Raw genomic sequence first — 26,447 nt, 5'->3', positions numbered from 1 at the left:
ATGCTCCGGCTTGATATATAATATGTAATGTTATATATCAAGGAGGGCGTATGTTGTATATTGAAAGGACTTTAGCAAAAACTATAAGAAAAGCTGTTAAAACATTTCCTGCGGTTATTGTAACCGGTCCCAGGCAGTCAGGTAAGACAACATTTTTAAAACACGAGTTTAAGGAAACTCATAGATTTGTTTCACTGGAAGATCCGGATGTACGGGTAAGGGCAAAAGAAGACCCTAAGGGGTTTTTAGAGTTTTATAAGGCTCCTTTAATAATCGATGAAATCCAATATGTCCCCGAGCTGTTAAGCTATTTGAAAACGCGTATAGATGAAGACAGAAAACCCGGAATGTGGTTATTAACCGGTTCTCAGAACTTTGTTTTAATGCAAAATGTAAGTCAGTCGCTTGCAGGAAGAATAGCTGTTCTTGAATTACTTCCCTTAAGCCTTGCTGAAATTGCCGGCAACGGTAAAAACAGCTTAACACCTGAGGCTATCTTAAGCACTAAAGATAGGTCCGGTAAACATAAAGTAAATTCCTTGAATCTCGCTGCTTGGGTGCTGAAAGGGTCATTTCCTGAGCCAAATGTGAATAAACAGGTTGATAGAAAATTGTGGTGTTCTTCATATATATCTACTTATCTGGAACGAGACATCAGACAGATATTAAATGTCGAAGATTTAGACACTTTTAATAAATTTCTGCATGCTTGCGCTATACGGACCGGGCAGATCTTTAATCAGGCAAACATTGCAAATGAAATAGGCGTAAGTATTCCTACTATAAAAAGATGGATGTCAGTATTGCAGTCCAGTTATCAGGTATTCTTGTTGAAGCCCTATTATTCAAATATAGGAAAGAGGTTTAAGAAAAGCCCGAAAATATATTTTACTGATACTTCCTTGGCTACGTACCTCATGGGTATACACAACGAAGAAACCCTGTTAAACAGTTCGAACTGGGGAAATATCTTTGAAACCGCCGTTATAATAGATTGGGTGAAAAGATTCACCAATCATGGGTTGCCGCCTGATATTTTCTATCTAAAAACCGAAGATGATGCCGAAATAGACCTTGTTATTGAAGAAAAGCAAAAGCTAAACCTGTTCGAGATAAAAGCAACTTCAACCTTAACGCCAAAGCATGCCTTGACTCTAAAATTAATGGGAGCTTTTCTTAAAAATAAAAGAGGCAAAACTGCTATAATTTCTACTATAAAAGAAATTGAGCCTGTATCGGAAAATATAGTCGGCTTGCCATGGTTTGATTATTTGTCACAGTAAAGTAATAATTGAATCTGCATTCAAATGGGACTTAAATGAATCCGATGCTTTTCAAGGAATAAAACCGGAACATTGCTCAATTCCCTCCTAAAAGACTGGCCCGCCATAAAGATCGGCGGGTAAAACTTTGGGACTATGCGGGCAAATAAGCATCAAGCCGTATTTCGAAAACTCTTGTAGTCGCTTGATTCATCAAGCGTATTTCGAAGCATGAGAAATACTTAACCTGCTTATGCAGGTGACTCCAGTACATACAACCTGCAGTATGTTGCAAAAACTCAAATTTTAAGTGTTTGTCCTGCTTGAGGTATATTGTCAGACTTACAAAAGCTTGCGTTACAAGCATTTTTAGAGACACTGGATTCCTGCTTTCGCAGATGATGACACGATAAACGATTTTTTCAGCAACCTGCTACATATAGTGGTCACCGGAGTCAACTGCATAAGCAGGATACTTAATACCATTTTTATCCCGTAACTCGTCATCAACCTAGGTTGATTTGGCGAAGGATTATTGACAGATATTTAGACTTCGCTCAACCTGCAACGTTTCTATCCTTAAACTGTAACAAAAAATACAAGGTTTTAAATAGAAAAATACTAAAAAGTGTGTTAAACTTAGGGGAGTTAAAGAGGTAAAAAGGCGTCTGCCGGGGGTTTTGGTGTTAAAAACAGTAAAAAAAATAATCACTGCGGGGTTTAGTGTATTATTTGTTTTTTTATTATCAATTACTACTGCTTTTGCCAATAATGTCGTAGTTTCGAATGTTTCTCTTGTGGATAAAGATACAGGTGCTGACACAAATGATATCAAATTTGATATTGCCTGGGATAACTGCTGGTTTACGGCAGGAGCTCCATCTGCAACGGCAAACTGGGACGCGGTCTGGGTGTTTGCTAAATTTTCAAAATCAACGGACGGAGGTACTACGTGGTCGGACGGGGCTCATTGTACTTTATTAAACACCGGGAATACTGTGCCTGCCGGTTCGCAGATGAGTTTTGGTATGACAGGGGCTGCCTACAAAGGTGCATTCATCTACCGTTCTTCTTCCGGTTCCGGCTCAGTAGATTGGAACAACGCAGAACTCAGATGGGCTTACGGAACTGATGGGGTCGTTGATTCAGATCTGGTGAAAGTCAAGGTCTTTGCAATTGAGATGGTATATATTCCTCAAGGTCCTTTTTACATCGGAGATACCAATAATGACAACTCCGGTTGCTTTTTAAAATCAGACGGTGCATATGCAAAAGATAAAAACTTACCGGAGTATCAGATATCTTCAGAAAGCGCTATTACGGTTGGTACAGCATTTGATAATCTCTATTATGATAATGATTCGTCTTATAATGGAGACCAGTTAGGTCCGATACCGGCTGGTTTCCCAAAAGGTTATAATGCTTTTTATATTATGAAAACTGAAATATCACAAAGGCAATATTGTGAATTTTTAAATACACTTTCAACTACTCAGGTAACTAATAGAAGTAATAATAATTATGGCAACTTTAATTACATAAAACTTGCTTCAAATGGCAAATATGGATGTGATGCGAATAATAACGCAGGTGCTTATGGTTCGGCAAATTGGGCGCTAATGAATGAAAGTAATGATGGAGAGTGGGGAGTCTGTAATTATTTATCTTGGATGGATTTAGCGGCCTATACTGACTGGGCGGCTCTTAGACCTTTTACAGAATTGGAGTTTGAAAAAGCTTGTAGAGGTGGACAGCCTGCAGTAAATGATGAGCATGCCTGGGGAAATGCGACTGTGGTAACAACTACTTCTTTTTCTAATGCAGGTACAAATTTAGAAGTTCCAAATCAGGGGAATACAAATCTGTTTGGACCGGGAGGATTTCGCTGCGGTAGTTATGCTAATGCAACTTCTACTCGAACAAATTCCGGTGCGGGCTATTATGGAGTACTTGACTTAAGTGGGAATGTAACTGAACTCTGTGTAACAGTGGGAAATTCAACAGGCAGAGGATTTACAGGCACACACGGAGATGGAAGTTTAAATTCTTCCGGCGATGCCACTAGTTCTGATTGGCCCGGTTTTGTTACAACGGCTGTCACAGACGCTATTGGTATCGGTCTCCGCGGCAGCAGTTGGATCTTCGAAACCTGCGTGTCTAACCGAGGCGCTGCCGATATGACAGTTACGTATCGCTACTACCTTAATGGCGGCCGTTGCGCCAGGACGGCTCCCTGATTTTTAACATTTAGTTAGTTGTGAAATAACAAGTACCATGTGAGGAAATTAGTTAAATGAAGAAATTATCCATCATAATAGGAGTTCTAATAGCGCTTTTTGCTAACGTGGAAAATGCGTTTGGTACCTATTACTATGGCGGGGCGGGAGACGGATTTGATGCTGGGGAGTCAGCTGGTTCGGCAGGAGCTCCTTCAGTAACAACTATTACCCCCTCCTCGGGCAGTAACGCATCTATGGTTACGATATATCTTACCGGTACGAACTTCTTTGCGGGGACGGCTTCAAGTGCTGTGACTTTGGTCAGGTTTGATGATGGCGGGAGTACGGCTCTGGGTTTCGGGGGGGCTTCTATATCTGATACCTCGATTAACGGGGTACTGGTCCCTTCGGGAATTCAGCCGGGAACGTACAATGTAAGGGTTTCTACAACTGCAGGGACTAATACCACTTCAGGAGATAAATTTGTGGTAACGGCTCCCTCACAGGTATCAATCCCTTCTATAATACCTGCGGCGGGAACTTATACCGACCTGGTAACGATAGTGATGTCTACGGCTACATCCGGAGCGACGATAAGGTACACGACAGACGGAGTAGTTCCGACTGTGGCCTCTGCCATATATACGGTGCCGTTCACACAGACAACCAGTGCAACGGTAATGGCGATAGGAATGAAAGGCGGTATGACGGATAGCGCAACGGCTACAAGTGTCTTTACGGTAAAAGCTTTGGCGCCTGTGATAACTCCGGCAACTGGGACGTATTCCGGTTCTGTGACCATAACTATGGCGACCGGCACGAGCGGAGCGACGATAAGGTACACAACAGACGGGACAATGCCAAACGGTGCATCCCAGATATACTGGTGGACTCCTTTTATCCAGACGACGAGCGCTACGATAGTTGCTTTTGCCATGAAGAACGGTATGGCTGATAGTTCTACGTCAACAGCTACATTCACGGTTCAAGCTTTGCTTCCTACCGTCACCAATATTTTTCCTTCAACCGGAATTAATACGTTATCAGTTCAGATAACTGTTATAGGTACTAACTTTTATGCCGGGACGGCGTCAAGCTGTGTCACGTCTATGAAACTTGACGATAGTTTGAATACGGCGTTAAATATTTCCGGTATTTACGGATCCGACACCATGATAGGCGGTGTAATAATACCGGCGGGAATTCAGCCGGGAACGTATAACTTAAAAGTTACTACAACTTCAGGGACGAATACTACCTCCGGTAATAAATTTGTGGTAATGGATTCAGTACCTGTTGTTAATACAGTCGCACCGGATACGTGCGCAAATAATACAACTACTTCAGTCACTATAAGCGGGACGGGATTTTACGGGGGAACCGGTACGCCGAATGTTTCCTCCCTTCAGTTTGTTAGAACCTCCGCTCCCGTAGTCACAATGTTAATCGCTTCGTATAATGTGGCGAGCGACACTTTGATCAATTACGCGTCAGTTCCAACCGGCTATAGTCCAGGTACATATGATATAAGAGTAACCACAAACGGAGGGACTAATACTACCTCGGCGCAGAAGTTTGTTTTGACTGCGCCTCTCCCTGCCGTTTCAAGTATTTTCCCATCATCAGCCGGCAATGGTTCTTCTACTGTCGTCACTATATTAGGTTCTTATTTCTTTGCCGGGACCGCCTCAAGCTGTGTCATTTCTGTTAAGTTCGATGATGCCGGAAGTACTTCTTTAACTTTTAGCGGCGCGCAGTCTGATACCATAATAGGCGGGGTAACTGTACCGGCGGGAATTCAACAGGGAACATATAATGTCCTGGTCACTACAACTGACGGGACAAATACATCAAGCGCGCAAAAATTTACGGTCACAGATGATCCTCCGGTTTCTGTTGTAGTGCTCCCTGCAAACGGCTCCACTCTCAGCACCTTGGCGATTATATCGGGAATAGCGACTGATTCAGCAGGTATTAGTAATGTGAAAATCAGCATCAAAAATACAACTGACACTTTATTTTGGAACGGCAGCTGGGGCGGCGTTCCTACCTGGCTTGGCGCCGCCGGAACTTCCAATTGGAGTTTTGATTCTTCATCAGTGACCTGGTCGAATGGAAAATATTATTATATTCAATCGAAAGCAAAAGATAATAACGGTAATGATGAGACGCCGGGTGCCGGAAATACTTTTTTATGTCAAATTATGACGGTTTCGAGTATAACTCCGACAACACAGGCAAACACTTCATCGGTTGCTTTATCCATTTGGGGCAGCAGCTTTGTTTCGGGGGCAACGGCAAAACTATCAAAAGCGGGGCAAAACGACATAACAGGCACAAGTGTTACTGTTTACAACCCCAATTTTATGTTTGGTTCTTTTAATATCATAGATAAAGCACCGGGCGTCTGGGATGTGACAGTTACAAATCCGGATACGCAATTTTCCACCTTAACGTGTCTTACTATAACTGCATCAGCGCCGACAGTGACCGGGGTTGCGCCTTCGACGGCCAGTAACATAGGCAGTAAAACTGTGACTATTACAGGTACCAATATTTTTAGCGGAGCTACGACGCTTTTGACCCTCAGCGGCCAGTCGAATATTTCGGGAACGGGTGTATCCGTATTATCCAACACTCAGCTTCGCGCTGTCTTTGATGTGGACGGCAAGGTAACAGGAGCCTGGAGTGTTCGTGTAGCTAATACGGACGGGCAGAGTAATACGGGGAGTTCAATGTTTACTCTGATAGTAAATGTGGCAACACCGTCGATAACACCGGCGGCGGGGACGTATACCGGAGCAGTAACGATAACAATGGCAACAGGCACATCGGGAGCAACAATTCATTATACAACTGATGGGAGCGCGCCAACTGCCGGGTCAACAGTATATACAGCTCCGATAACACGAACATCAAATTCAACAATAGTTGCTTTTGCGATAAAAGGCGGGTGGAGTAACAGCGCTGCTGCAACCTCAGTGTTCACTATTCAGACGACAACGCCTGTGATAACGCCTGCGGCGGGGATGTTTACGGATGCGGTGAATATAACGATGGCCACATCAACTTCCGGGGCTACAATAAGATATACGACAAATGGTATAGGTCTTACGGACTATGTGGGCTCGTTTACGAAAACAGCTACCTCAACTATTGTGGCGTACACAACAAAAGGCGGGATGTTAGACAGTTCAACTTCGACTTCTATATTTACTATAAAGGCGGCAACGCCTGTAATAACCCCTGTGGCGGATACTTATACAAATTCTGTAACTATAGCAATGTCAACCAGTACGACAGGCGCTACGATAAAGTACACGCTTGATAACAGTGCTCCGACATTATCATCAACCGATTATACTACACCAATCACGCAATCAACGACTGTGACGGTCAGAGCCGCAGCGTTCAAGGCAGGATTAGTTGATAGTGATATAGCAGCAACGGCATATACTATTCAGGCAGCAACTCCCGTTATAACAACTGCAGCGGGGGTATACGCAGATTCAGTGTCTATAACTATCACTACCTCGACCTCCGGCGCGACCATTAGATATACGACAAATGGCTCGGGGCTTACGGATTACTCGGGTCCGGTTACGAAGACTTCCACCTCGACTATTGTGGCGTATGCGGCAAAAGGTGGTTTAATAGACAGCTCTACTTCCACTAAAATATTTACCGTTACGGGAACGGCGGTTAAGTTGCAGCTTCTGGTCCCGGGCGAGGCCGTTGCACCGGGAAGCCCTACAGGAAAAACAGGTTCGCCGAGTGCCAGGACCGCCGGCTCTATATTTACAGTCACTGTAAATGCTGTGGATGCGAACTGGTATACGATCTCATCTTCAAATCCGACGGTCACGATCTCGACCAGTGACCTTTATGATGTTGAACCTTCGGCAAAAGTCCTATCTTCGGGGACAAATACCTTTAATGTAATGTTTAGGACTGCCGGTTCGTCTACAACGATCACGGCTTCCTGTACGGGGCTGACATTAAACCAGAGCCCTGCTATTACGGTTAATCCAAACACAGCGGTAAAATTGCAATTATTACTGCCGGGAGAAGGAGCAGTCGCCGGCATGACAACGGGAACTCCGGGCAAGACAGGATCTCCGTCAGCGAGAACTGCAGGAACAGCGTTCAATGTAACGGTTAACTGCGTGGACAGCTGGTGGAATATAGTGACGTCTGCGGCACAACCTGAGGTAATAATCACTACAACCGACATATACGATACCGAACCGGCTGCCTCATCGCTTATAAGTTCCGTTAAAACTTTTTCCGTGACGCTAAAGACTGCAGGAAATACGGTTATTTCTGCTTCAGATACCCAAGGTTTAGGAACAAACTATACACAGGATGTAAGCCCGAGTACCACTATAAATACCGGCGCTGCGGCGAAGTTACAACTTTTGCTGCCCGGAGAAGCAACGATACCAGGCTCTGCATCAGGAAAGACAGGAACGCTTACGGCGCAGGTTGCGGGAACAGCGTTTAATGCAACGGTTAACTGCGTGGATGCAAATTGGAATAAAGTTACCTCCGCGAACCCTCAGGCAAAAGTGTTGACCAGTGATGTGTCCGATTCGGAACCTGCGGCGGCATTTTTAACTTTAGGAACGAAAAGTTATAGCGTAACACTGGTGACTGCAGGAATAGTTGTAATAACTGCGACGGATCTTGGTCTTACATATACAGACAGTGTAAGCCCGAATTTAACGGTAAATTTAGCGTCAGGAACGCCTATGATATTATCAAGCAAAGCAGGTTCTGACAATATTTTAGTGACCTATGATATGGCTATGGATCTCACTTCGGTTACAAACAAAGCAAATTACGCCGTGCAAAGTCCGGTTGGAACTCCAATAAGTCTTGCGTCGGCAACTTTAGGCTATTCAAGCGGTACATATACGGTAACTATTGCTAGTGTTTCACTCACTTCAACCTACAACGTGACGATAGCAGGCGTAAAAAACGCCGCTTTAGGGACCATAGTAAGTAACGGAACTGATAATGTGACGAGCGGCTCTGTGGATATTACCGAACCCACAGGCACGGTAAATATAAACGGCGGCGCCGTCTACACAAATAATACCACTGTGACCCTGGCGCTTTCATCTGCGGACTCAAGCGGGGTTGCTGAAATGAAGTTCAGCAATGATGATTCAACCTGGTCTTCCCCGGAAAGTTATGGAACAGCAAAAGCTTGGACCCTGAATTCTGGAGATGGAGCAAAGACGGTGTATGCAAAGTTTAAGGATACCGTAGGTAACTGGACAAGCGGAAGTATTACTGATGTGATAACTCTGGATACGACAGCGCCGACCGGGAGTATAAGTATAAATAGCGGGGCTGCTACAACGGCTATGACAATAGTGACCTTAACCCTGTCAGCGGCTGACACAACAAGTACGGTAGTGAGCATGCAGTTTAGTAATGACGGATCTGCTTATAGCTCTCTGGAAGCCTATAATACTAATAAGAGCTGGGCCATGACAGGCGGGGACGGAACAAAGACAGTGTACGTGAAATATAAGGACGGGGCAGGGAACATCTCGGGTTCTATAACAGATTCAATATTACTTTACACCATCCCGGAGGTTACCGGTATTACTCCTTCAACCGGAGCTAATAATTCTTCTCCTGTTACTGTAACTATTACAGGTTCGAATTTCTTTGGCGGAACAGGAACAAGCGCCGTAACAACAATAAATCTTGATGATCCGGCAAGTACTGCTTTTATAAATATTCTTAGCGCGAATATTACGGATACGCAAATAAATACGGCTGTCATACCGGGTGGAGTTAAAGCAGGTTCGTATAACGTGAAAGTTACAACCCCTATGGGAACCAATGTTTCTTCCTCTCAGAAATTTGTGGTAACAACGGCCGCGCCGGTTGTCAGTAATGTTTATCGCTGGGGCGGCAGTTCTCTTAATACTTCTCCGGTAACAATTTCTGTGACTGGTTCAGGTTTTTTTGCCGGTACTTCAACCTCTGATGTACAAAACGTTATACTGGACACAACCCCCACACCTACGTCGGCTCTTACAAATTCTATAACGGTATCTTCTGATATAAAGATATTTCAATCTATTTTCCCTGCGGGTATTACTCCCGGGACATATAATGTGATTGTTACTACGGGCGGAGGCTCAAATACCACCAGTTCAACGAAATTGACCCTGACTTCTCCTTTGGTTCCTGTTGTTTCAAATATTACCCCTTCAATCGGAAGCAATCTTTCTGCTCTTGATGTTAATATTAACGGTTTGGAATTTTTTGGAGGAATGGCAACAAGCGCCGTAACATCAGTAAATCTTGATGACCCGGCAAATACAGCTTTTGTGAATGTTTATCCGGGGTATATTACTGATACGCAAATAAGTCTGGCAGTTATACCCGCCGGAATCAAAGCAGGTTCTTATAATGTGCGTGTTACTACAACGAACGGGGTGAACACAACTTCAGCGCAAAAATTCGTTGTGACTACTCCTATTCCGGTCGTAAACACAGTTTCTATCCTGGGCAGCGAACCGGCAACGAATACGGCGATTTTTACTTTAGCGATTACCGGTTCAGGTTTCTTTGGCGGTACCGCCGGTTCGGATGTTTTATCTGTAAAGCTGAGTACCAGTCCTACATATACTTCTGCAATATCAAATTCTATTTCAGTGGGTTCGGACGCGGTTATTTCAAGTGTTTCTTTTCCTCTTGGTGTGCCTGCGGGAACATACAATTTGATAGTGACCAACAGCAGCGGGACGAATGTGACCAGCACGCAAAAAGTGACAGTCATAGAAATTGCGGGTTTTGAACCCGGGGAAGTGCTTGTAGATAATACAGCTGTTAACAATATTAATGTGACAGCGACCGACGGAAGCGGTACTAAAATTATCATACCCCCCGGTTGTTTAAATAAAGACGTTAAACTTCTGATTACTAAAGATGATTCTGTAACGGACGGGATAGCTTACAATTTTAGAATGAAAGATAATGCCACCAATGCTTTGATAACCAATTTGCTAAAACCTGCTACCCTTACACTGTATTACTCAATAAACGGGGGAGTGGTTTTAAATACGGGAGTACCGGAATCCTCCGCCAACACAAAACTTGCTGTTTATTACTTTGACGGTGTGTCCTGGCGTAAACTTGTCAGTGTCGTGAATCCTTTTGACAAAACAGTGACTGCGCAAACTCAAAAGACGGGACTCTATGCCATTAAGTCCGTGGTTTCCTACGGTGACAAGGTGCTGGCTAATCCAAATCCGTTCACTCCAAATGGTGATGGTGTTAATGACTCTGTCAGTTTCTACTTTGACAATGATAACAGTGATCCTGTAACAATAAAAATATACAACAGGAGAAGTGATCTTATAAGGGCGCTTACGAATTCCAATTCCTGGGACGGAAAAACTGATACCGGGTCTAATGCTGTTCCCGGTCTGTATTATTGGCAGGTTGAGATAAACGGTGCTGTTAAGAAAAGGGGGAGTATAACTCTTGCGAGATAAGCTGAGATCGACATATTTCCCGGTTATTATAATTGCCCTCTTATTCTTTGCGGGGAATGTGCGTGCGGCATTTGAAGAAAACGCCGGCGCCCGTCCTTTTGGTATGGCGGGTGTATTTACGGCTATTGCGGATGACTGCAATGCGATAAGCTGGAATGCCGCAGGTTTGGTGCTGGTCGATAAAACAAGTATTGAATTAATATTCTCAAAACCGTTTTTGGGGATGGACTATGATAATATTTATTCCGGAGATGTTTCTTTAGCTTTGCCTTTGGGAAGCGTCGGGACAGTCGGGGCGGGTTATCAATTGTTAAAATCAGATGTTTATTCCGAAAGCACTATCCTTTTGGCGGCCGGCGTTAATGTTTTTAAAGACTTTTTATCATTAGGACTTACCGGAAAATGGCTGGGTATCAGCTATACTCAAAATGATTATACCGGCATTGATCCTTTATTTACCGCTGCGGGCTACAGTAAAACGGGATATAGCGTGGATGCGGCCGCTATGCTTAAATTTGGAAAGACCGTATCTGTCGGACTGGTAGCGGAAAATATAATGTCTTCGGATTCTCTTGCCCTGGGAACTTTAGCTTATAAACTTCCGGTAAACTACAGGGGAGGCCTGGCTTTGCGGTTGGGGGATTTTGTGCCCGGGATAGAGTTATCTTATAGAAACAAAGATATGGGAAATGAATATGTCCTGGATTTCGCCGGCGGCATTGAATGGTGGACAGGAGATAGGACAACCGCAATCAGGGCCGGAGCCGGAGTCAGAGAAATTTCGGCCGGTCTGACTTATATGTTTGGAGATATAGGAATAAATTACGGGTTTAGTTATCCTCTTTCCGGATTGTCCGGAACCTTTGGTTCGCACCGTGTCTCCATGAATGTTGTATTTGGCAGAACCTCTGCCCTAAAGAATGCCGAAGAATCCAAAACTATCCGGAAAATTAATAAAATGAAAATAGCTCTTATGGATCTGACAAGCCAGAATATAGATCCGGGTATTGCCCTGGTGGTAACGGATTTGTTGAGAAATAATCTTTTCAACACCGGAAGGTATTCAGTGCTTGAAAGAGCCAACATGGATAAATTAATAAAAGAACAGCAATTCCAGATGTCAGGTTGCTCTTCGACAGAATGCGCGATTGAACTGGGAAAAATCCTTAATATGCAGGAGATGCTTGTAGGCTCAGTTAATAAACTTGGTTCCAAGTTCTTTATAAACGCGAGAATGGTGGACGTGGAATCAGGGGAGATCATGATAACTGCGACAGCCGAATGTTATTCTGAAAATGATCTTGCAGATGCCTGCAAAGATATAACAAGTAAATTGATCAAAATAGATATCGAACCTGCGAAAGCTGCACCTTCAAAGAAGGGAAAAGAAGAAGAATCTAAAAAACAGCCGCAGACGCTTAAGATGAAAATAGCAGTAATGGATGCTCAAAGTCAAAATGTAAATCCGAGTGTAGCTTTGGTCGTCACCGAGCTCCTCCGTAATAATCTTTTCAGTACCGGAAAGTACCTGGTTTTGGAAAGGGCCAATATGGATAAATTGCTTAAAGAACAGCGCTTCCAGTCTTCAGGATGTACTACGACAGAGTGCGCGATAGAAGTGGGAAAGCTTTTAAATATGAAAGAAATGGTGGTAAGTTCTGTAAATAAACTTGGATCAAAATACATGATAAGCGCCAGAATGGTCGATGTCGAATCCGGAGAACTTACAATAACTGCAACGGCTGAATGTTATTCAGAGAACGATCTCTCGGACGCCTGCAAAGAAATAGCGGGCAAGCTGACTAAAAGATAAGAGTAAATTACCGGAGTTTTTTAATATTTTTTCATCTCCTCAAAAGATCCGCCAATTATGTCAGGCGGATCGTCGAGAGATCCGCCAATTATGTCAGGCGGATCCTCAAAAGATCCGCCCAAAATAACTGGCGGATGTGTTATCAAACCCGAAATCAATTTGAAAGCTTTAATATTATGCAAGCCAATAAGGACATGTTTTCTACTCTTATTACTGGCTGATCTGGAATCGCTTTTTAAGTCTTTTTTTTATCTGTGTAATCTCAGCTTTATCTGTGTCATCAAACCCGAAATCAATTTGAAAGCTTTAATATTGCGCAAGCTAATAAGGACATGTTTTCTGCTCCGGATTTCGGGTTATTGGTTGTCATTGCTAACTATATTTGCTATAATAATCGCATGAAAAGAAAAGCAGGCGGGATAATAATCGAACTATTACCTTCTGTTGTCAGAGATATCTACAGTAATATGAGGTCTCTGGCTCAGCCGGAACTCACCGTTTTTCAATTCCGTATCCTTTCCAGGCTTTTTGTCTGTTCTCGTACTAATAATGAGCTTGCCCTTTGGGCGGGTATAAATAAAGCCACCATGTCGCGGGCTTTGACAACACTGCAAAAACAAGGTCTTATAGAAAAGAAGACTGATAAAACAGACAGGCGGGGAAATTTTGTGTCCCTGACGACAACCGGTAAAAAAAAGTATAAGGCAATCAAAATTGTGGTCGGTAATATCATCTCGGAAAAGATCGAGAAAATAGACACCAAAAAACAAAAACAGCTTTTAAAGGGTCTTGAAGTATTAAAGGAGGTATTTAACAAATGAAAATAAAGTATATTTTAGTATTACTTATAATGCTCACATGCGCGATGTTTGGCGCGCCCATAAAACTGGAAGAAGCCTATAAGTCGGCTATACAAAAGACCGAGTTTGGGGCTATTTTGGATGCGCAAAAAAAGCAGTACGAGGCCAGGATAGAAAAAGCGGGCGCGGCGCTTTATTCGCCGCTTTCCCTGAAAGGCAGTTATGCAATACAACAGGCTGCTTCTCCTTCGAATTACAGTGATGCGGCTTCACTGGCTTTGAATCTTACCCAGCCGGTATATCAGGGCGGGCAGTTAACGAATGCAATTGAAGAAGCTAAGCTTCAGCAGAAATCCAAGGAGTTTCAGAATGCTTCATTAAGGCTGACTTTGTATGCGTCGGTGGCAAACAGTTTTTATTCCGTAATTACGGCGGAAAAAGATAAAAATAATGTTGAAACGGTAATTACGCAGACAAAGGATATGATAATTGAACTTGAGAAAAGAAAAGTTATCGGTAAAGCGAAATACAGCGAGGTACTGATGGCCGAGGCCCAGCTTGCGGTACTGGAATCTGATCTTGAAGGCGTAATGAGAAGTATATTAACCTCAAGAGATGATTTTGCTTTTCTTACGGGACTCCCGAAGGATGCCGAGCTTGACGGTGGAGAAAAAGCAGAAGTGGAATTAAAGGATTTGACATATTATCTTGGAGCTGCGGCAAAGAGACCTGATATCTCCGCTTTACAATCGGATCTTGAGGCGGCGCGCCTTGAAACTGTATTTCAGAGTGCTTTCGGTTTACCCTGGGTTTCTTTAAACGGTAATTACTATCCGTATAGGACAGGGTCTTCTTCAGGAATTAATTGGGATCTGGGTCTGGCCCTGACGTTTAAACTCTTTGATTTTGGAGATACCGGAGCAAGAGTAAAAGAAGCGCAATATAAGGAAAAAGAGGCAGAACTCAATCTTGCAAAGAAAAAAAGACAGGTGGAAGCTGAAGTAAAATCCGCCTACGGGAGTTTGAAAAGTCTGCGGGAGCAGGTAAAAAAACTTGAAAATTCTGTAGATATGAACGGTAAAAACTATTTAGAACAAAAAAAAGATTATGATTTTAGTCTGGTTACAAATCTTGAAGTTTTACAGGCGATGAATGCTTTGCAGAATGCAAAAAAAGCGCTGGACAGGATAAAACTGGAGGTTCTTTTAGCCGGCGCAAAATTGCTGTCAGCCGGAGCGTTGGTGCCGGGAGAAACCAGGTAAAAATAAGGTCATGCATCTCAAGTATTAACAGGAATTAAGTCCAAATAAAAAGGAAAGAAATGACGATATCAGAAATATCCATAAAAAATCATGTTTTTGCCTGGATGCTTATGGCTGCGCTTATTATATTCGGCGGTATTTCCTTTACAAAAATGGGGGTCAGCCAGCTGCCAAATGTTGACTCACCGGTAGTAAATGTGAGTATAAGTTTACCGGGTGCTGCACCTGAGATAATGGAGCTCACCGTTGTTGATACTGTAGAAGATGCTCTTACGGGTGTTCAAGGCATAAAATCCATGTCCTCTTCTTCGAGGACCGGAAATGCCAATATCTCCGTAGAATTTGATTTGAGTAAAGATGTTGATGTGGCTGTTCAGGAGATACAAACGGCGATTACAAGGATACAACGCCGCCTTCCTGCAGGTATAGAACCACCGTCAATTCGAAAAAGTAATCCGGATAATCAGCCGATAATTGTGCTTTCTGTTTCATCCGACAAGATGCCGCCGACGGATCTGATGAAACTGGTCAGGTATGATATTCAAGACAGGTTTACCACCGTTCCGGGAGTGGGGGATATTATGGTCTGGGGCTTTGCGGAACCGAATCTTAGGGTCTGGCTTGATAAGAAAAAGATGGCCAACCTCCAGCTTACTGCCTCCGATATAATAAATACTATAAATAAGGAACATGACGAACAACCGGGCGGCAGGGTTGAGACTGCCGATAAAGAACTAAATATAAGGACCAGGGGGGAGGCGGAGACTGTAGAAGATTTTGGCGAAATTACCATTAACACCCGCGGCGGCAGGCCTAACTATGTGCCTGTAGCGTTAAAAGATGTGGCGAAAATAGAAAAAGGGACTGAGGATATAAGAAGTGTTTCGAGAGCTGAAGGTAAATTTGCCGTTGGTATAGGTATAATGAAACAACCGGGGATGAACTCTGTCGAGGTTGGAGATGAAGTAAAGAAGAGAATGAAGGAAATAGCCGCCAGTCTGCCGGAAGGAGTGGAGATCGGAGTCAGGTTTGACCTTACGACTTTTATATCGGAATCAATAAAAGAACTTTATTTTACACTTATACTTGCAGCACTCCTTACTTCTCTTGTTTGCTGGCTCTTTTTAGGTTCCTGGACGGCAACGCTTAATATTATCCTGGCCATTCCGACTTCTATTATCGGTACGTTCATGGCTCTTTATGCCCTGGGTTATACTTTAAATACATTTACACTGCTGGGTTTATCCCTTGCCATAGGTATCGTCGTTGATGATGCTATTATGGTGCTTGAAAATATAGTGAGGCATAGAGAAAAAGGTCAAGCTAGAGCGCCTGCTGCGCTAAATGGTTCAAAGGAAATAACCTTTGCGGCAATAGCGGCAACTGCGGCAATTATTGCGATCTTTCTTCCTGTAGCATTTATGGAAGGAGTAATCGGAAGGTACTTTCTGCAATTTGGTGTAACTCTATCTGTAGCAGTGCTTTTTTCGCTTCTGGAAGCCCTCACTTTAACTCCTATGAGATGCTCCAGATTTTTAACCGTAGAGGAAAGATCCACCCGGCTTGGAAAAGGTGTTGATAATGCTTTTAAGAAAGGCGCAGAATTATATAAAAAGATGATCCCTTCGACTTTAAATAGGCCTTATCTTACCATAATAGCTGCTACTCTGTTTTTTGCGGTTACAGTTTTTGTCGGAGTTAAAGAGCTCAAAAGAGAGATGATGCCGTCGCAGGACCAGAGCCGCTTAATTCTGGGCTTAAGAACGCCGGTAGGGTCATCGCTTTCGTTGATGGATGAAAAAACAAAAGAGGTCGAAAAATATCTTAAAGGGAAGAGCGAAGTAGAAAGTATTTTTGCTTCGGTAGGGGGCGGTTCCAGTGTTAACAGCGCTTCGATAATGATAAATATGGTTCCAAAAGTAAAGAGAAAAATCTCTTCTCAGAAATTTATGAAAGTTATAAGAGAAGAAACAAAGACAATAAAAGGGGTCAGGATAACCATTCAGGATCCGTCGCTTTCTTTCTCGGCCGGCGGAAGGGGAGGGGGAAAACCCGTAAGTTTCTCAATCCGCGGACCCGAGTGGGAAAAGCTTGTAGAGTATTCGGAAAAGATGATGGAAGAAATGGAAAAAACAAAAAAAATGGTTGATATAGATACTAATTACCAATCCGGAATGCCGGAGCTTGAAATAATTCCGGATCGTATAAAAGCCAGAGATAGAGGCGTGGATGTTTCTGAGATATCCGATACGGTAAATATAATGATGGCCGGAGCGGCTGTAGGGAAATATTCAGATAGCGGAAGACGGTACGATATCAGGGTGGGTCTTTCTTCTTCGGAAAGGTCTTCGGTGGAATCGATTAAGTCCCTGCTTGTCAGGAATAACAGGGGCGAGCTTATCCCGCTTTCCGATGTCGTAAAGATAAACCAAAAAAAAGGACTTCAGGCGATCTTCAGGGAAGACAGGCAGCGGGCTATCAGTGTCAATGCCAATGTGGCTCAGGGCAGCTCTCAGCAGGAAGCTATAGATGAAATGAGAAAAATTGCAAAAAATGTTCTTCCTGCCGGGTATCTTTCAGTCCCGACCGACAGTACAAAAACCTACGGTGAGTCTTTCCTTGGACTTTACATTGCCATGTTTCTTGGTATTCTTGTTGCCTATATGGTATTGGCTTCCCAGTTTAACAGTTTCTCCCAGCCTGTAACAATACTTGTGGCTCTTCCTTTTTCTGTTTCCGGTGCATTTATCGGTCTTTACTTATTCGGACTTACACTGAACATTTTCAGTATGATCGGTTTGATACTTCTTATGGGAATTGTAAAGAAGAATTCTATCCTTCTCGTTGAATTTACCAACCAGATGAGAGCTCAGGGTTTACCGGTACGGGAGGCGCTAATAGCAGCTTGTCCTATCCGGCTCAGGCCTATTCTTATGACCTCACTGGCTACAATTGCAGCAGCCATCCCGTCAGCGCTTGCCTTTGGTCCCGGCGCTGAAACGCGTATTCCGATGTCTATTGCGGTTATTTTTGGTGTACTTATTTCCACGGTACTTACTCTGTTCATAGTACCTTCTTTCTATATGATATTAGAAAGATGGTTCCCGAGTGAGATAAGAAGTAAAAAACTGAAGGTTGACAAAGTATAAGGTCAAATGACAGATGCTTTGAAAGCTATATAAAAGACTTGTAAGCTCTTCAAAAGCTCCGCCTAACATTATAGGGCAGATCGTCGAGAGATCCGCCTAACATAACTGGCGGAAGTGGAATCGTTTTTAAGGGGGGTATTTAATATGAAAGTAGTAGCCTTTAACGGAAGCGCGCGTAAGGATGGAAATACTGCCATTTTAATTAAACAGGTGTTTTCTGTGCTTGAGAAAGAAGGGATCAAGACAGAACTGGTCCAGCTCGCAGGACATAATCTTAAGGGTTGTGTGGGCTGCTGGAAATGTACTGTCAACAAAGATAAAAAATGCGCAGAGACCGGTGATATTGTAAATGATTGTATTGCAAAAATGATAGAAGCAAACGGTATTATCCTTGGTTCACCAACCTACTTTGCTGATTGCACCGTTTCTATAAAAGCTTTAATAGAGCGTGCCGGAGTTGTGGGTATGGCTAACAACGAACTCTTAAAACATAAAGTTGGAGCGGCCGTAGTTTCCGTAAGGCGCGGCGGAGCCATACACGCCTTTGATTCGATTAATCATTTTTTTGAAGTAAGACAGATGTTTTTAGTCGGCTCGTCATACTGGAATATAGGTGTCGGAAAAGATTCCGGGGATGTGGAAAAGGACGAAGAAGGTTTCCGGACTATGATCAACCTCGGTGCCAACATGGCCTGGCTCCTGAAAAAAATTCATGCGAAATAATGTTGTTGTGAAATTACTAAAATATGGTACTATACTGGAGAGTAAAGAAAAGAGAAATATCCTGGCCGCTGGTTTCCGGACGGACAGTGTCACAAAAATATTGGGTGGAGGGGAGGAAAAATGACAATCTGGGAAAATATACTTGAACTGCTTTATGATACTTTTTTTTACGGGGATCCGCATAAACCGCTTGAGCCGGGAAAAATATTTGTTTACAACGTCCGGCGTATTTTTGTAATACTTATATACCTGTCCGGTATCGTAGCTCTATTTGCCGGCTTAAACAAAACAGCCGTTGGGGTATTGCTGACAATCATCTGCGTGCTTATAGTCATTGAAGCGGTTGAATTTTTCTACGGAGTAATAAAGGCGGTTAAGAAAAAGTAAAGAAAAAATTAAGAATGAACAGACGTTTGACTCTTAAATTGAGATATAAGCAGTCAGGGGGTAAATTTATGAGTATGAATAAACGTAAGGCTGTAATAGTGTTTGTATCTCTCCTTGCGGTTGCCGGCTCCGGCATAGCGAAAGAAAGGCAATCTTCTAAGAAAAAAACAGCTGTTGTGAAAGAAGTACCGGAAGTGACAAGGATAGCCATCACTGATGCTTTTGGATTTCCAAACGGATGGGCTTTCTATAACAAAGGACAGGAAATAGCGAAAGATACATTTAATGAACAAAGGAATAGAGTATTTACCGGAAATGTTCCGGACGGTATTGTTAAAGAATATTATAAATCCGGGAAACTACTGTTAGAGTTTAATTTCAAAGATAATAAGATGAATGGATTATATAAGTCTTACTATGAAGATGGTGTTCTTTGGCAGGAAAAAAACTATAAAGACGGTAAAGAAAACGGTATATTCAAGATATATTATGAAAACGGAAAGCTAATGTCTGAAATTACCTATAAAGACGGTAAAACCAATGGTATGGCAAGAAGTTATAATGAAGAAGGAAAACTTAAAGAAGAGTGGAATAATACAGACACCCCTCCAGATGAAACGGTAATAAAAGAACCGGTTACAACGGAAAAAAAATAAGAATATTCTTTCCGGGTGACTGTCACCCTAAAACCATTAAATTATAAGTAATTATGCGCATGTCTCGCCTTCAATTGTGACAGTCACCGAGAATGCATATTTTGCCAATATGTTCGTAATAAAATGCTTATTTGTGCACAATAAAATGTCAATGTGTGCGTATATAATTGTTGATTTGTGCGCGGAAAAGAAGGATACTTACTTTCATGAGGAGAACAAATAGACTTGGGGACATCTATGAAAGGTGTGTTGCCTCCTGATAAGCACAAAACCCTTAATAAAACCAAGCGTTTTCCCATCAAAATAATCGACATATCCTGAGTTGTATAGAAAAATCTAAAAATATGCCTAAACAGCTCCAGTTCCTTCCTACTTTTTGGAGCGAATCTTGATCAAAAATGGCCAAATTTTCAGTGAAAAAGGAAGGGTCCTGAAACTACCGGAAAGGACCTTGTAAAGGTTCTGGAAAACACACAGGAAACACACAAGAAACGCACAGGAAATAATCGATGCAATAAAGATGAATTCAAATATAACCGGAAAGCAACTTTCAATTAAAACAGGAATGACAGAAAGTTCCGTTATTCATTATCTAAGAAAACTTCAGGAAGACGGAACGCTAAAACACATCGGCCCGACCAAAAGCGGCCATTGGGAAGTTGTTAAGAAATAAGTGGTTGCAAAAATAGCCCGGGCAAGCAAAAAAATCCTAGAAATCACAAAGGGGCTTCGCGAAAGCGAGGCCCCTTTTTTTTGTCAATATTAATCAGAAATTCATTACTCTGCAATGAATTTCAACATCCAAAAACCTTTGATTTAAGTCACTTTTGTGGTAAAATTGTTTTTACCCGAGAGTTTCCCAAAGGTTGTCGTAAAATAGCTGTAAAAATTGTAGAGGTGAATATTTAAAATGGGAATTAGCGCAGATAAAGAATTACTAGACCTGATTTTATCAACAAACGAATGGCAGACATTCGATTGTAAACGAGCCTTAATCAAGCCGGCAAAATTATTGGAGGCAGTAATAGCTTTTGCGAATACAGCCGGCGGGATAATTGCCTTAGGAGTAGAGGACCCTTTAAAAGCTGAAGGCAAGAACAGATTGTTTGGTGTTTCAGAAAATGTAGATAATGTTTCCGAGTTTCTTAAATTAGCGAATAAGGATATTGACCCGCCGTTAAAATTATTCAGGACATTAGAGATAGCTGTTGTTAATACTAAAAAACAGCCGGATAAAATATTAATAATCAGTGTCGGTAAAAGCGACGAAGTACATTCGTTAAGAAATGGAGATACTTTTGTCAGACGAGGAGATCAGTGCGTAAAGATTGGGTCCCAGGAAATTATCAGGATTAAATATGAAAAAGGTGCTATTAAATTTGAAGACGAGAGCGCAAATGAATGCAGCTTTGACGATTTAGACCAAGAGCTTGTTAATAAATTTAAAAAAGATGTGTCAGGGGAGAGAACAGAAACTTGTCAGCTTTTTAAAGATAATGGATTGGCAATAAAAAGGGATAGTGCTTTTAAATTAACAAAAGGCGGCGTACTTCTTTTTGCGAAAAATCCTTCTGTTCTGCTTAAGGGAAAATTCGGGATAAAAATATCTCATTATTATGGTAATAAAGCGAATTATTCGGGGGACCCAAATTTTGTAAGAAGGCCATTTACTATTGAAGGTTCCCTGATTAAGCAGATAGAAAAAGCCATGGAGTACTTTAAGGAGATAATTTATTCAGCTCCGCCAAAACTTAAGAATTCTGCATTTAAAACAACATTTAAAATACCTGAATGGGCATTTCAGGAAGCTGTAACAAATGCTGTGATCCATAGAAACTATTCAGTGTCAGATGATATTCAAATACGGTTCTTCGACAATCGTATAGAAATAGAGAGTCCCGGCGGGTTTCCCGGTCATATCAGCATACATAATATTCTAACAGAAAGATGTTCTCGAAATCCAATTATTCTCAGGACTATCAACAGGTTCAGCGACGCTCCAAATCTCGATATAGGAGAAGGTGTAAACAGAATGTTCCGGGTCATGGAAGATGAAAATCTATACAGTCCTGTATACTTTCCAACTTCCTTAAAACCAAATACAGTATTTTTAATACTTTATAATATTGAAAAGGTTGAAGCTTGGGATATTGTCAATAAATATCTTGAATCGAATTATAGAATAACAAACAAAATAGCAAGACAGATAACTGATGTGCCCGATACTTTGAAAATGACTAGAGTCCTTAAAAAATGGGTAGAAGAAGGATTGCTTCAGAAAGTGGGAACGAATGCCAAGAAAGTGGTTTACTACATCAAGCCAGGAAGAGATATTCCATTAGATTTATTTTCAAAGCGCAGTGAAAATAAAATAAAAACTCACGAATAGCCTTATAAATAAAGGATATTGTAAAGTGTTTATTTTCAAATAGTTAAATTTAGCAAGCTGATGAAAAAACGGAACTGGAAATTAATGAGTAATCAATTAATGGATAAAAAGCGGTAAAAAGGCTTGTAAACAAAGGAATAATATGAAAGGAGCAATTCAATGCCTGAATATAGAATAAACGTGGTGCTGACGGAAATAGAGAAACTAACGCTAAATTCACTTTCAAATACTAAGTTTCTTCTTCCTCCGGAAATAAAGCTTTTGAAAAAGTTTGATGAATCTGCCGTTAAAGTCAATGAAGCGAAATAGCAGGGACTGACAACATCTGAACAACCATAATGTAAAATACATATTTGTTCATCCGCCAATCTCTTAGGAGGATATTTCGGTGTCTGTCCCCAATATATAGAACCTTAATCTTTCGCGAAATATTTGATAACAAAGATTGCGGGATGGGCGAGATGATCAAGCTTATTTGGACATTTATTAAGAAGAATAAAATCAACGAGTAAAATTGGCGCTGGGCGGGTTTAACCACCCGCCTGGTTAGCAAGGGGGAGAGATGGGGGATTTTGACATTGATTATGATAAAGTCCGGATTATGGTTTTAAGGCGCATTTTAGAAGAAGAATCAGCAGGGATAACGAAAAACATTTGTGATGACCACCTGTTCCATATTGAACAAAAAAACTTGTACGACAGTGTTCTTTTTGGTACAAATGATGATGAAGAAATGAAGAATATCATTGCAGATTTAAAAGTAATTCAAAATGTGCTGCAAAACTGCAACTAATAACCAGCTTGGTAACATTTTAAAGACTTCATAAAATCAACGAATAGTTATAAACGGGCCGGACGCAATTCCTTCAGGTCGCTCCGTTTCACCCTCCTCCCAGGCGGCCCTCCTTAAAGATTGGCGGGTCAACTAAGAGATTTCGCAAAAGAGTAAAGGATAAGTATTAAGTTTTGCTCAACTTGAGTACCGTACTCAGCCACTCAACTTCCCGTAGTTCTATTATTCCATCCGGCGGGGTGTATTATGCCGCTTACAATATCAATTCTCGAATTTCGATTGCTCAATTGCTCTGCATTTCTGGCGACCGCCGGCCCCTAAATAAAATCCTCATAAATGACTTCCTTTCTCTCCCACAAATCCAAAGAAAAGCATTATTTTATAATGAATTATTTGGTCCAAAACCCTTTGTTTTAAGTAACTTTTGTGGTAAAATATTTAAAGTAATGCTTAATTGGGTGAAGAAGTGGGGACTGAAATTCTTATGATTAAAGTTACTTCAATCCTCTGTTTTAAAGCTTATCCTAATCACGACCAAATCGCTATGAAGATGTAGGGAAATAGGTTGCGAAAAGATTTAAAACCCAGTTAAAACCATGCATTTCCCTGCAAAAACCTTTTGAAAAACCTCTGTTTTTCTGATATAATTAACTGATTTATTAAGACTTTTCGAGAATCGAGAGTCGAGATTTGACCGCAATCGAAATAATGAATCAAATATCGAATTTCGATTATCGATTGCTCTATTTTTGCCGAGGCAAAAATGGATATAGCAGTGGTTTCCTAAGCCCTTTTTAATCCTTTTGAAAACCCTTGTAAAATAAGTAAAGTCCTTTTCCTATCAGAATAATCGAGATATCCTGAGTTGTATAGAAATATCTGAAAATATGCATAAACAGCTTCAGTTCCTTCCCACTTTTTGGGTCAGCATATAGATTAACAAGTGGACAATTCTGCAGTGAGAATGCATTATTGTCCTTGACAAGGTTCTTTTATCATGTTAATAATATGATTATGAATCATCCTGACAAATACATAAAAAGAGAGATTGAAAGTAAACTCGAGAAGATTTCCTTGCAATTTCCGGCTGTAGCTTTAACCGGTCCGAGGCAATCAGGAAAATCGACTTTACTTAAAAAATTGTTTGGGAAAACCCATGATTTAATAAGCTTTGATGATCCTATTGTCAGGCAAAAAGCTTTATCTGATCCTGTAGGTCTACTTGAACGCGGCGGGAAAAAGCTTATACTTGATGAGATCCAGTATGTTCCACAGATACTTTCATACATAAAGATGATGATAGATGAAGAAAGGGATAAGTACGGAAGATTCATTATTACCGGTTCTCAAAAGTTCACTCTCATAAAGAATCTTAGCGAAACATTGGCAGGACGCATTGCCCTTTTCGAACTTTTGCCGTTTTCATTTGGCGAGCTGAGTTCTACTTCTAAAGCCGGAGCAAAAGAAGACGAGCAATATTTTACGGAAGCCTGTCTAAGAGGATCTTTCCCGGAACCGAGATCCAGACCTGAACTTGACGCATATTCATGGTATTCCGGATATATCCAGACATTTCTGGAGAAAGACATCCGGACAATTTATAACATCGGTGACTTGAACACTTTTCAAAGCTTTTTAAAATTGCTTGCCGGTCGTTGTGCGCAGGTTTTGAACATGGATAATATATCAAAAGAATTGGGTGTGAGTGCAAACACCATAAAAAGCTGGGTTTCCGTTTTGGAGGCAAATAATACTGTATTTTTGCTTCAGCCCTACCATGCAAATATTGGAAAACGCTTAACAAAAAACCCAAAGATCTATTTCACGGACTGCGGGCTGGTGTGTCATCTTACAGGGATAAGAAATAAAGAGGCTTTGCTGGAAGGGCTTCTTGCCGGTCCTCTTTTTGAGAACTATATTATCCAGGAAACGATAAAAGTATTTTTTAACAAGGGAGAAAGGCCGGATATATATTTCTTGAGAACAAAAAATCTTGAAGAGATAGATCTTTTAGTGAAAATCGGTGAAAAATATTATCCATTTGAAATAAAGTTGACAAAAACTCCTTCACACAATATTTTGAGAATGAATGAAGAACTCGTAAATAGACTAAAAATTCCTGAACTTCAAAAACCAGGAATCATTTGTCTTGGAAAAGATGATACTCATATGAAGATATTAAATGCATTCTCGGTAAAGAAATATATTGATTTTATAAAAACAAAATCATAATAAATAGAAAACATAATAAAGGGGGGAGATGAGTCTATTAAAAGCATTTATTGGTATTGGCGTAGCAGGGTTGTTAGGATTCACTATCGGGTACATACTTAAAAAGAAAAAGATAATAAAATAGATAAAAAGGGTGAGATAAATGAAAAGAACTTTAGTGTGGATTGGATCATTAATAATCTGCGTTTCTTCGTTTGCTTTTAGCGAGGATGCGGGTGTTAGTAATTTTAATAATATGTATGAGAAGATAGATGTCTATAATATTAGCATTGGTGAAAACCCGTATACTATGGAATTTTATGCCTTAAAATCTAACGAAAATTACCGTTTAGATACAAATGTTGTAGTTATTAAAAGTAATGATAAAGAGTGTTTTAGACAATCATTGATGTCGGGCAGTCTGAGACCTTTAAAGAAATTGAATTATGTGATTCCGAAAAGGAAAGAAAAGCTGCTATGTATTCAATCGGATTTGGGAGGAGGAAATGCCTGGCGGTCGAGGTTATATTATGTGGTTTCAATAGCGAGTGAAAATGTATTCAAGGTTTTAGGTGAGATAGATTTTATTAAAGATATTGATAATGACGGAGTTGATGAGTTAATTGATATAAATGATACTTTTGAACTTCTCTTGGCGCATTATGAATCACCTTCCGCGCTAATTATTAAAAAAATTGAAAACAATTGCTTGGTGGATGATTTGGATAATAAATATTATGCCAATCGGATTGAGGAAATAAATACAGAAAATAAAGCACTATATTCAAACAATGAAACTAAGGAGAATGATAAGAAAGCATTTCGAAATCTGGTCGAGAAACTATTAATTTCTAAGACACTGAAGAAAAAAGAAGAGGGGTGGCGTAAATTTAAAGAAGAAGTAAATGTTTTAAAGCATGTGTTTAGTAAATCGGAAACACGAACTATCAATGTTGATGAATATTTGGATCGTCTTGAGCAGGGAATATTTGGTGAAGAAATAAAGAAGAAAGAGGAAGCGGAAGTTTCAAGAAAGATAAAAGAATTAAAAAATAGTGGTGATATGTATGGTGAATTTTCTTTTGAAAAAGGAAAAAATATTCTATCGATATATAAAAAAGAGAGATTAATAACGCAGGGAACATACGATGGTGGAAAACTAATTGGAGTTAATGTCAAATGTTGTGTTTGAGAAGTAGCGAGCATCCTTGGTTACAAAACCTCCTTTCTTGAAAAATCTGAACTTTTACCTCTAAAATT

15 protein-coding genes are annotated in these 26,447 nt (G+C 41.0%); 14 read left to right on the top strand and 1 reads right to left on the bottom strand.

Annotated elements, in window-relative coordinates; translation table 11 throughout:
* The first annotated feature begins 50 nt into the window (after positions 1 to 50).
* Complete coding sequence (locus tag A2536_02680) at positions 51 to 1,283, top strand: hypothetical protein (protein ID OGF47662.1); 1,233 nt, start codon at positions 51 to 53, stop codon at positions 1,281 to 1,283.
* Between the two features lie 133 nt (positions 1,284 to 1,416).
* Here A2536_02680 and A2536_02675 read toward each other — a convergent pair whose 3' ends face one another.
* On the bottom strand, positions 1,417 to 1,641 hold the full coding sequence (locus tag A2536_02675; protein OGF47661.1) for a hypothetical protein: 225 nt from the start codon (positions 1,639 to 1,641) through the stop codon (positions 1,417 to 1,419).
* A 304-nt stretch (positions 1,642 to 1,945) separates the two neighbouring features.
* On the opposite strand from A2536_02675, the gene A2536_02670 reads away from it, so the two are divergent.
* The 13 genes from A2536_02670 to A2536_02610 all read left to right on the top strand — a co-directional run bounded on the left by A2536_02670 (position 1,946) and on the right by A2536_02610 (position 26,379).
* Positions 1,946 to 3,499: a hypothetical protein gene (locus A2536_02670; protein ID OGF47660.1), complete on the top strand. Its 1,554-nt coding sequence runs from the start codon at positions 1,946 to 1,948 to the stop codon at positions 3,497 to 3,499.
* Between the two features lie 56 nt (positions 3,500 to 3,555).
* On the top strand, positions 3,556 to 11,004 hold the full coding sequence (locus A2536_02665; protein OGF47659.1) for a hypothetical protein: 7,449 nt from the start codon (positions 3,556 to 3,558) through the stop codon (positions 11,002 to 11,004).
* Positions 10,994 to 12,817, top strand: a complete 1,824-nt coding sequence (locus A2536_02660) for a hypothetical protein (GenBank protein ID OGF47658.1) — start codon at positions 10,994 to 10,996, stop codon at positions 12,815 to 12,817. The genes A2536_02665 and A2536_02660 overlap by 11 nt, the downstream gene beginning before the upstream one ends.
* 332 nt (positions 12,818 to 13,149) lie before the next feature.
* Positions 13,150 to 13,638, top strand: a complete 489-nt coding sequence (locus tag A2536_02655; protein ID OGF47657.1) for a hypothetical protein — start codon at positions 13,150 to 13,152, stop codon at positions 13,636 to 13,638.
* Positions 13,635 to 14,879 carry a hypothetical protein gene (locus A2536_02650; protein ID OGF47656.1) on the top strand — a complete coding sequence of 415 codons (1,245 nt, stop codon included), beginning with the start codon at positions 13,635 to 13,637 and terminating at the stop codon, positions 14,877 to 14,879. Before A2536_02655 ends, A2536_02650 begins: the two co-directional genes overlap by 4 nt.
* Positions 14,880 to 14,938: 59 nt before the next feature.
* Entirely contained in the window at positions 14,939 to 18,028 is a 3,090-nt protein-coding gene (locus tag A2536_02645; GenBank protein ID OGF47655.1) for an acriflavin resistance protein, read from the top strand.
* A gap of 144 nt (positions 18,029 to 18,172) precedes the next feature.
* Positions 18,173 to 18,751, top strand: coding sequence for an FMN reductase (locus A2536_02640; GenBank protein ID OGF47654.1), 579 nt, complete (start codon positions 18,173 to 18,175; stop codon positions 18,749 to 18,751).
* 120 nt (positions 18,752 to 18,871) lie between these two features.
* Positions 18,872 to 19,138 carry a hypothetical protein gene (locus A2536_02635; GenBank protein OGF47653.1) on the top strand — a complete coding sequence of 89 codons (267 nt, stop codon included), beginning with the start codon at positions 18,872 to 18,874 and terminating at the stop codon, positions 19,136 to 19,138.
* Between the two features lie 68 nt (positions 19,139 to 19,206).
* Positions 19,207 to 19,794, top strand: a complete 588-nt coding sequence (locus A2536_02630) for a hypothetical protein (GenBank protein OGF47652.1) — start codon at positions 19,207 to 19,209, stop codon at positions 19,792 to 19,794.
* A gap of 910 nt (positions 19,795 to 20,704) precedes the next feature.
* Complete coding sequence (locus tag A2536_02625) at positions 20,705 to 22,183, top strand: hypothetical protein (GenBank protein OGF47651.1); 1,479 nt, start codon at positions 20,705 to 20,707, stop codon at positions 22,181 to 22,183.
* Between the two features lie 562 nt (positions 22,184 to 22,745).
* Positions 22,746 to 22,976: a hypothetical protein gene (locus tag A2536_02620; protein OGF47650.1), complete on the top strand. Its 231-nt coding sequence runs from the start codon at positions 22,746 to 22,748 to the stop codon at positions 22,974 to 22,976.
* A 1,014-nt stretch (positions 22,977 to 23,990) separates the two neighbouring features.
* Positions 23,991 to 25,208 carry a hypothetical protein gene (locus A2536_02615; GenBank protein ID OGF47712.1) on the top strand — a complete coding sequence of 406 codons (1,218 nt, stop codon included), beginning with the start codon at positions 23,991 to 23,993 and terminating at the stop codon, positions 25,206 to 25,208.
* Between the two features lie 142 nt (positions 25,209 to 25,350).
* Entirely contained in the window at positions 25,351 to 26,379 is a 1,029-nt protein-coding gene (locus tag A2536_02610; protein OGF47649.1) for a hypothetical protein, read from the top strand.
* The last annotated feature ends 68 nt before the right edge of the window (positions 26,380 to 26,447 follow it).

This window comes from Candidatus Firestonebacteria bacterium RIFOXYD2_FULL_39_29 (assembly GCA_001778375.1).
Lineage (GTDB): Bacteria > Oederibacteriota > D2-FULL-39-29 > D2-FULL-39-29 > D2-FULL-39-29 > D2-FULL-39-29.
Note: the sequence above shows the minus strand (reverse complement) of the source record. Positions and strands in the feature narration are given on the sequence as shown.

Bases quoted from the DNA above. Each gene is read 5' to 3' on its own strand.
- A2536_02635 (OGF47653.1), top strand. From the start codon at position 18,872: ATGACAATCTGGGAAAATATACTTGAACTGCTTTATGATACTTTTTTT.
- A2536_02650 (OGF47656.1), top strand. From the start codon at position 13,635: ATGAAAATAAAGTATATTTTAGTATTACTTATAATGCTCACATGCGCG.
- A2536_02615 (OGF47712.1), top strand. From the start codon at position 23,991: ATGAATCATCCTGACAAATACATAAAAAGAGAGATTGAAAGTAAACTC.
- A2536_02680 (OGF47662.1), top strand. From the start codon at position 51: ATGTTGTATATTGAAAGGACTTTAGCAAAAACTATAAGAAAAGCTGTT.
- A2536_02625 (OGF47651.1), top strand. From the start codon at position 20,705: ATGGGAATTAGCGCAGATAAAGAATTACTAGACCTGATTTTATCAACA.
- A2536_02610 (OGF47649.1), top strand. From the start codon at position 25,351: ATGAAAAGAACTTTAGTGTGGATTGGATCATTAATAATCTGCGTTTCT.
- A2536_02655 (OGF47657.1), top strand. From the start codon at position 13,150: ATGTTTTCTGCTCCGGATTTCGGGTTATTGGTTGTCATTGCTAACTAT.
- A2536_02640 (OGF47654.1), top strand. From the start codon at position 18,173: ATGAAAGTAGTAGCCTTTAACGGAAGCGCGCGTAAGGATGGAAATACT.
- A2536_02665 (OGF47659.1), top strand. From the start codon at position 3,556: ATGAAGAAATTATCCATCATAATAGGAGTTCTAATAGCGCTTTTTGCT.
- A2536_02645 (OGF47655.1), top strand. From the start codon at position 14,939: ATGACGATATCAGAAATATCCATAAAAAATCATGTTTTTGCCTGGATG.
- A2536_02630 (OGF47652.1), top strand. From the start codon at position 19,207: ATGAGTATGAATAAACGTAAGGCTGTAATAGTGTTTGTATCTCTCCTT.
- A2536_02620 (OGF47650.1), top strand. From the start codon at position 22,746: ATGGGGGATTTTGACATTGATTATGATAAAGTCCGGATTATGGTTTTA.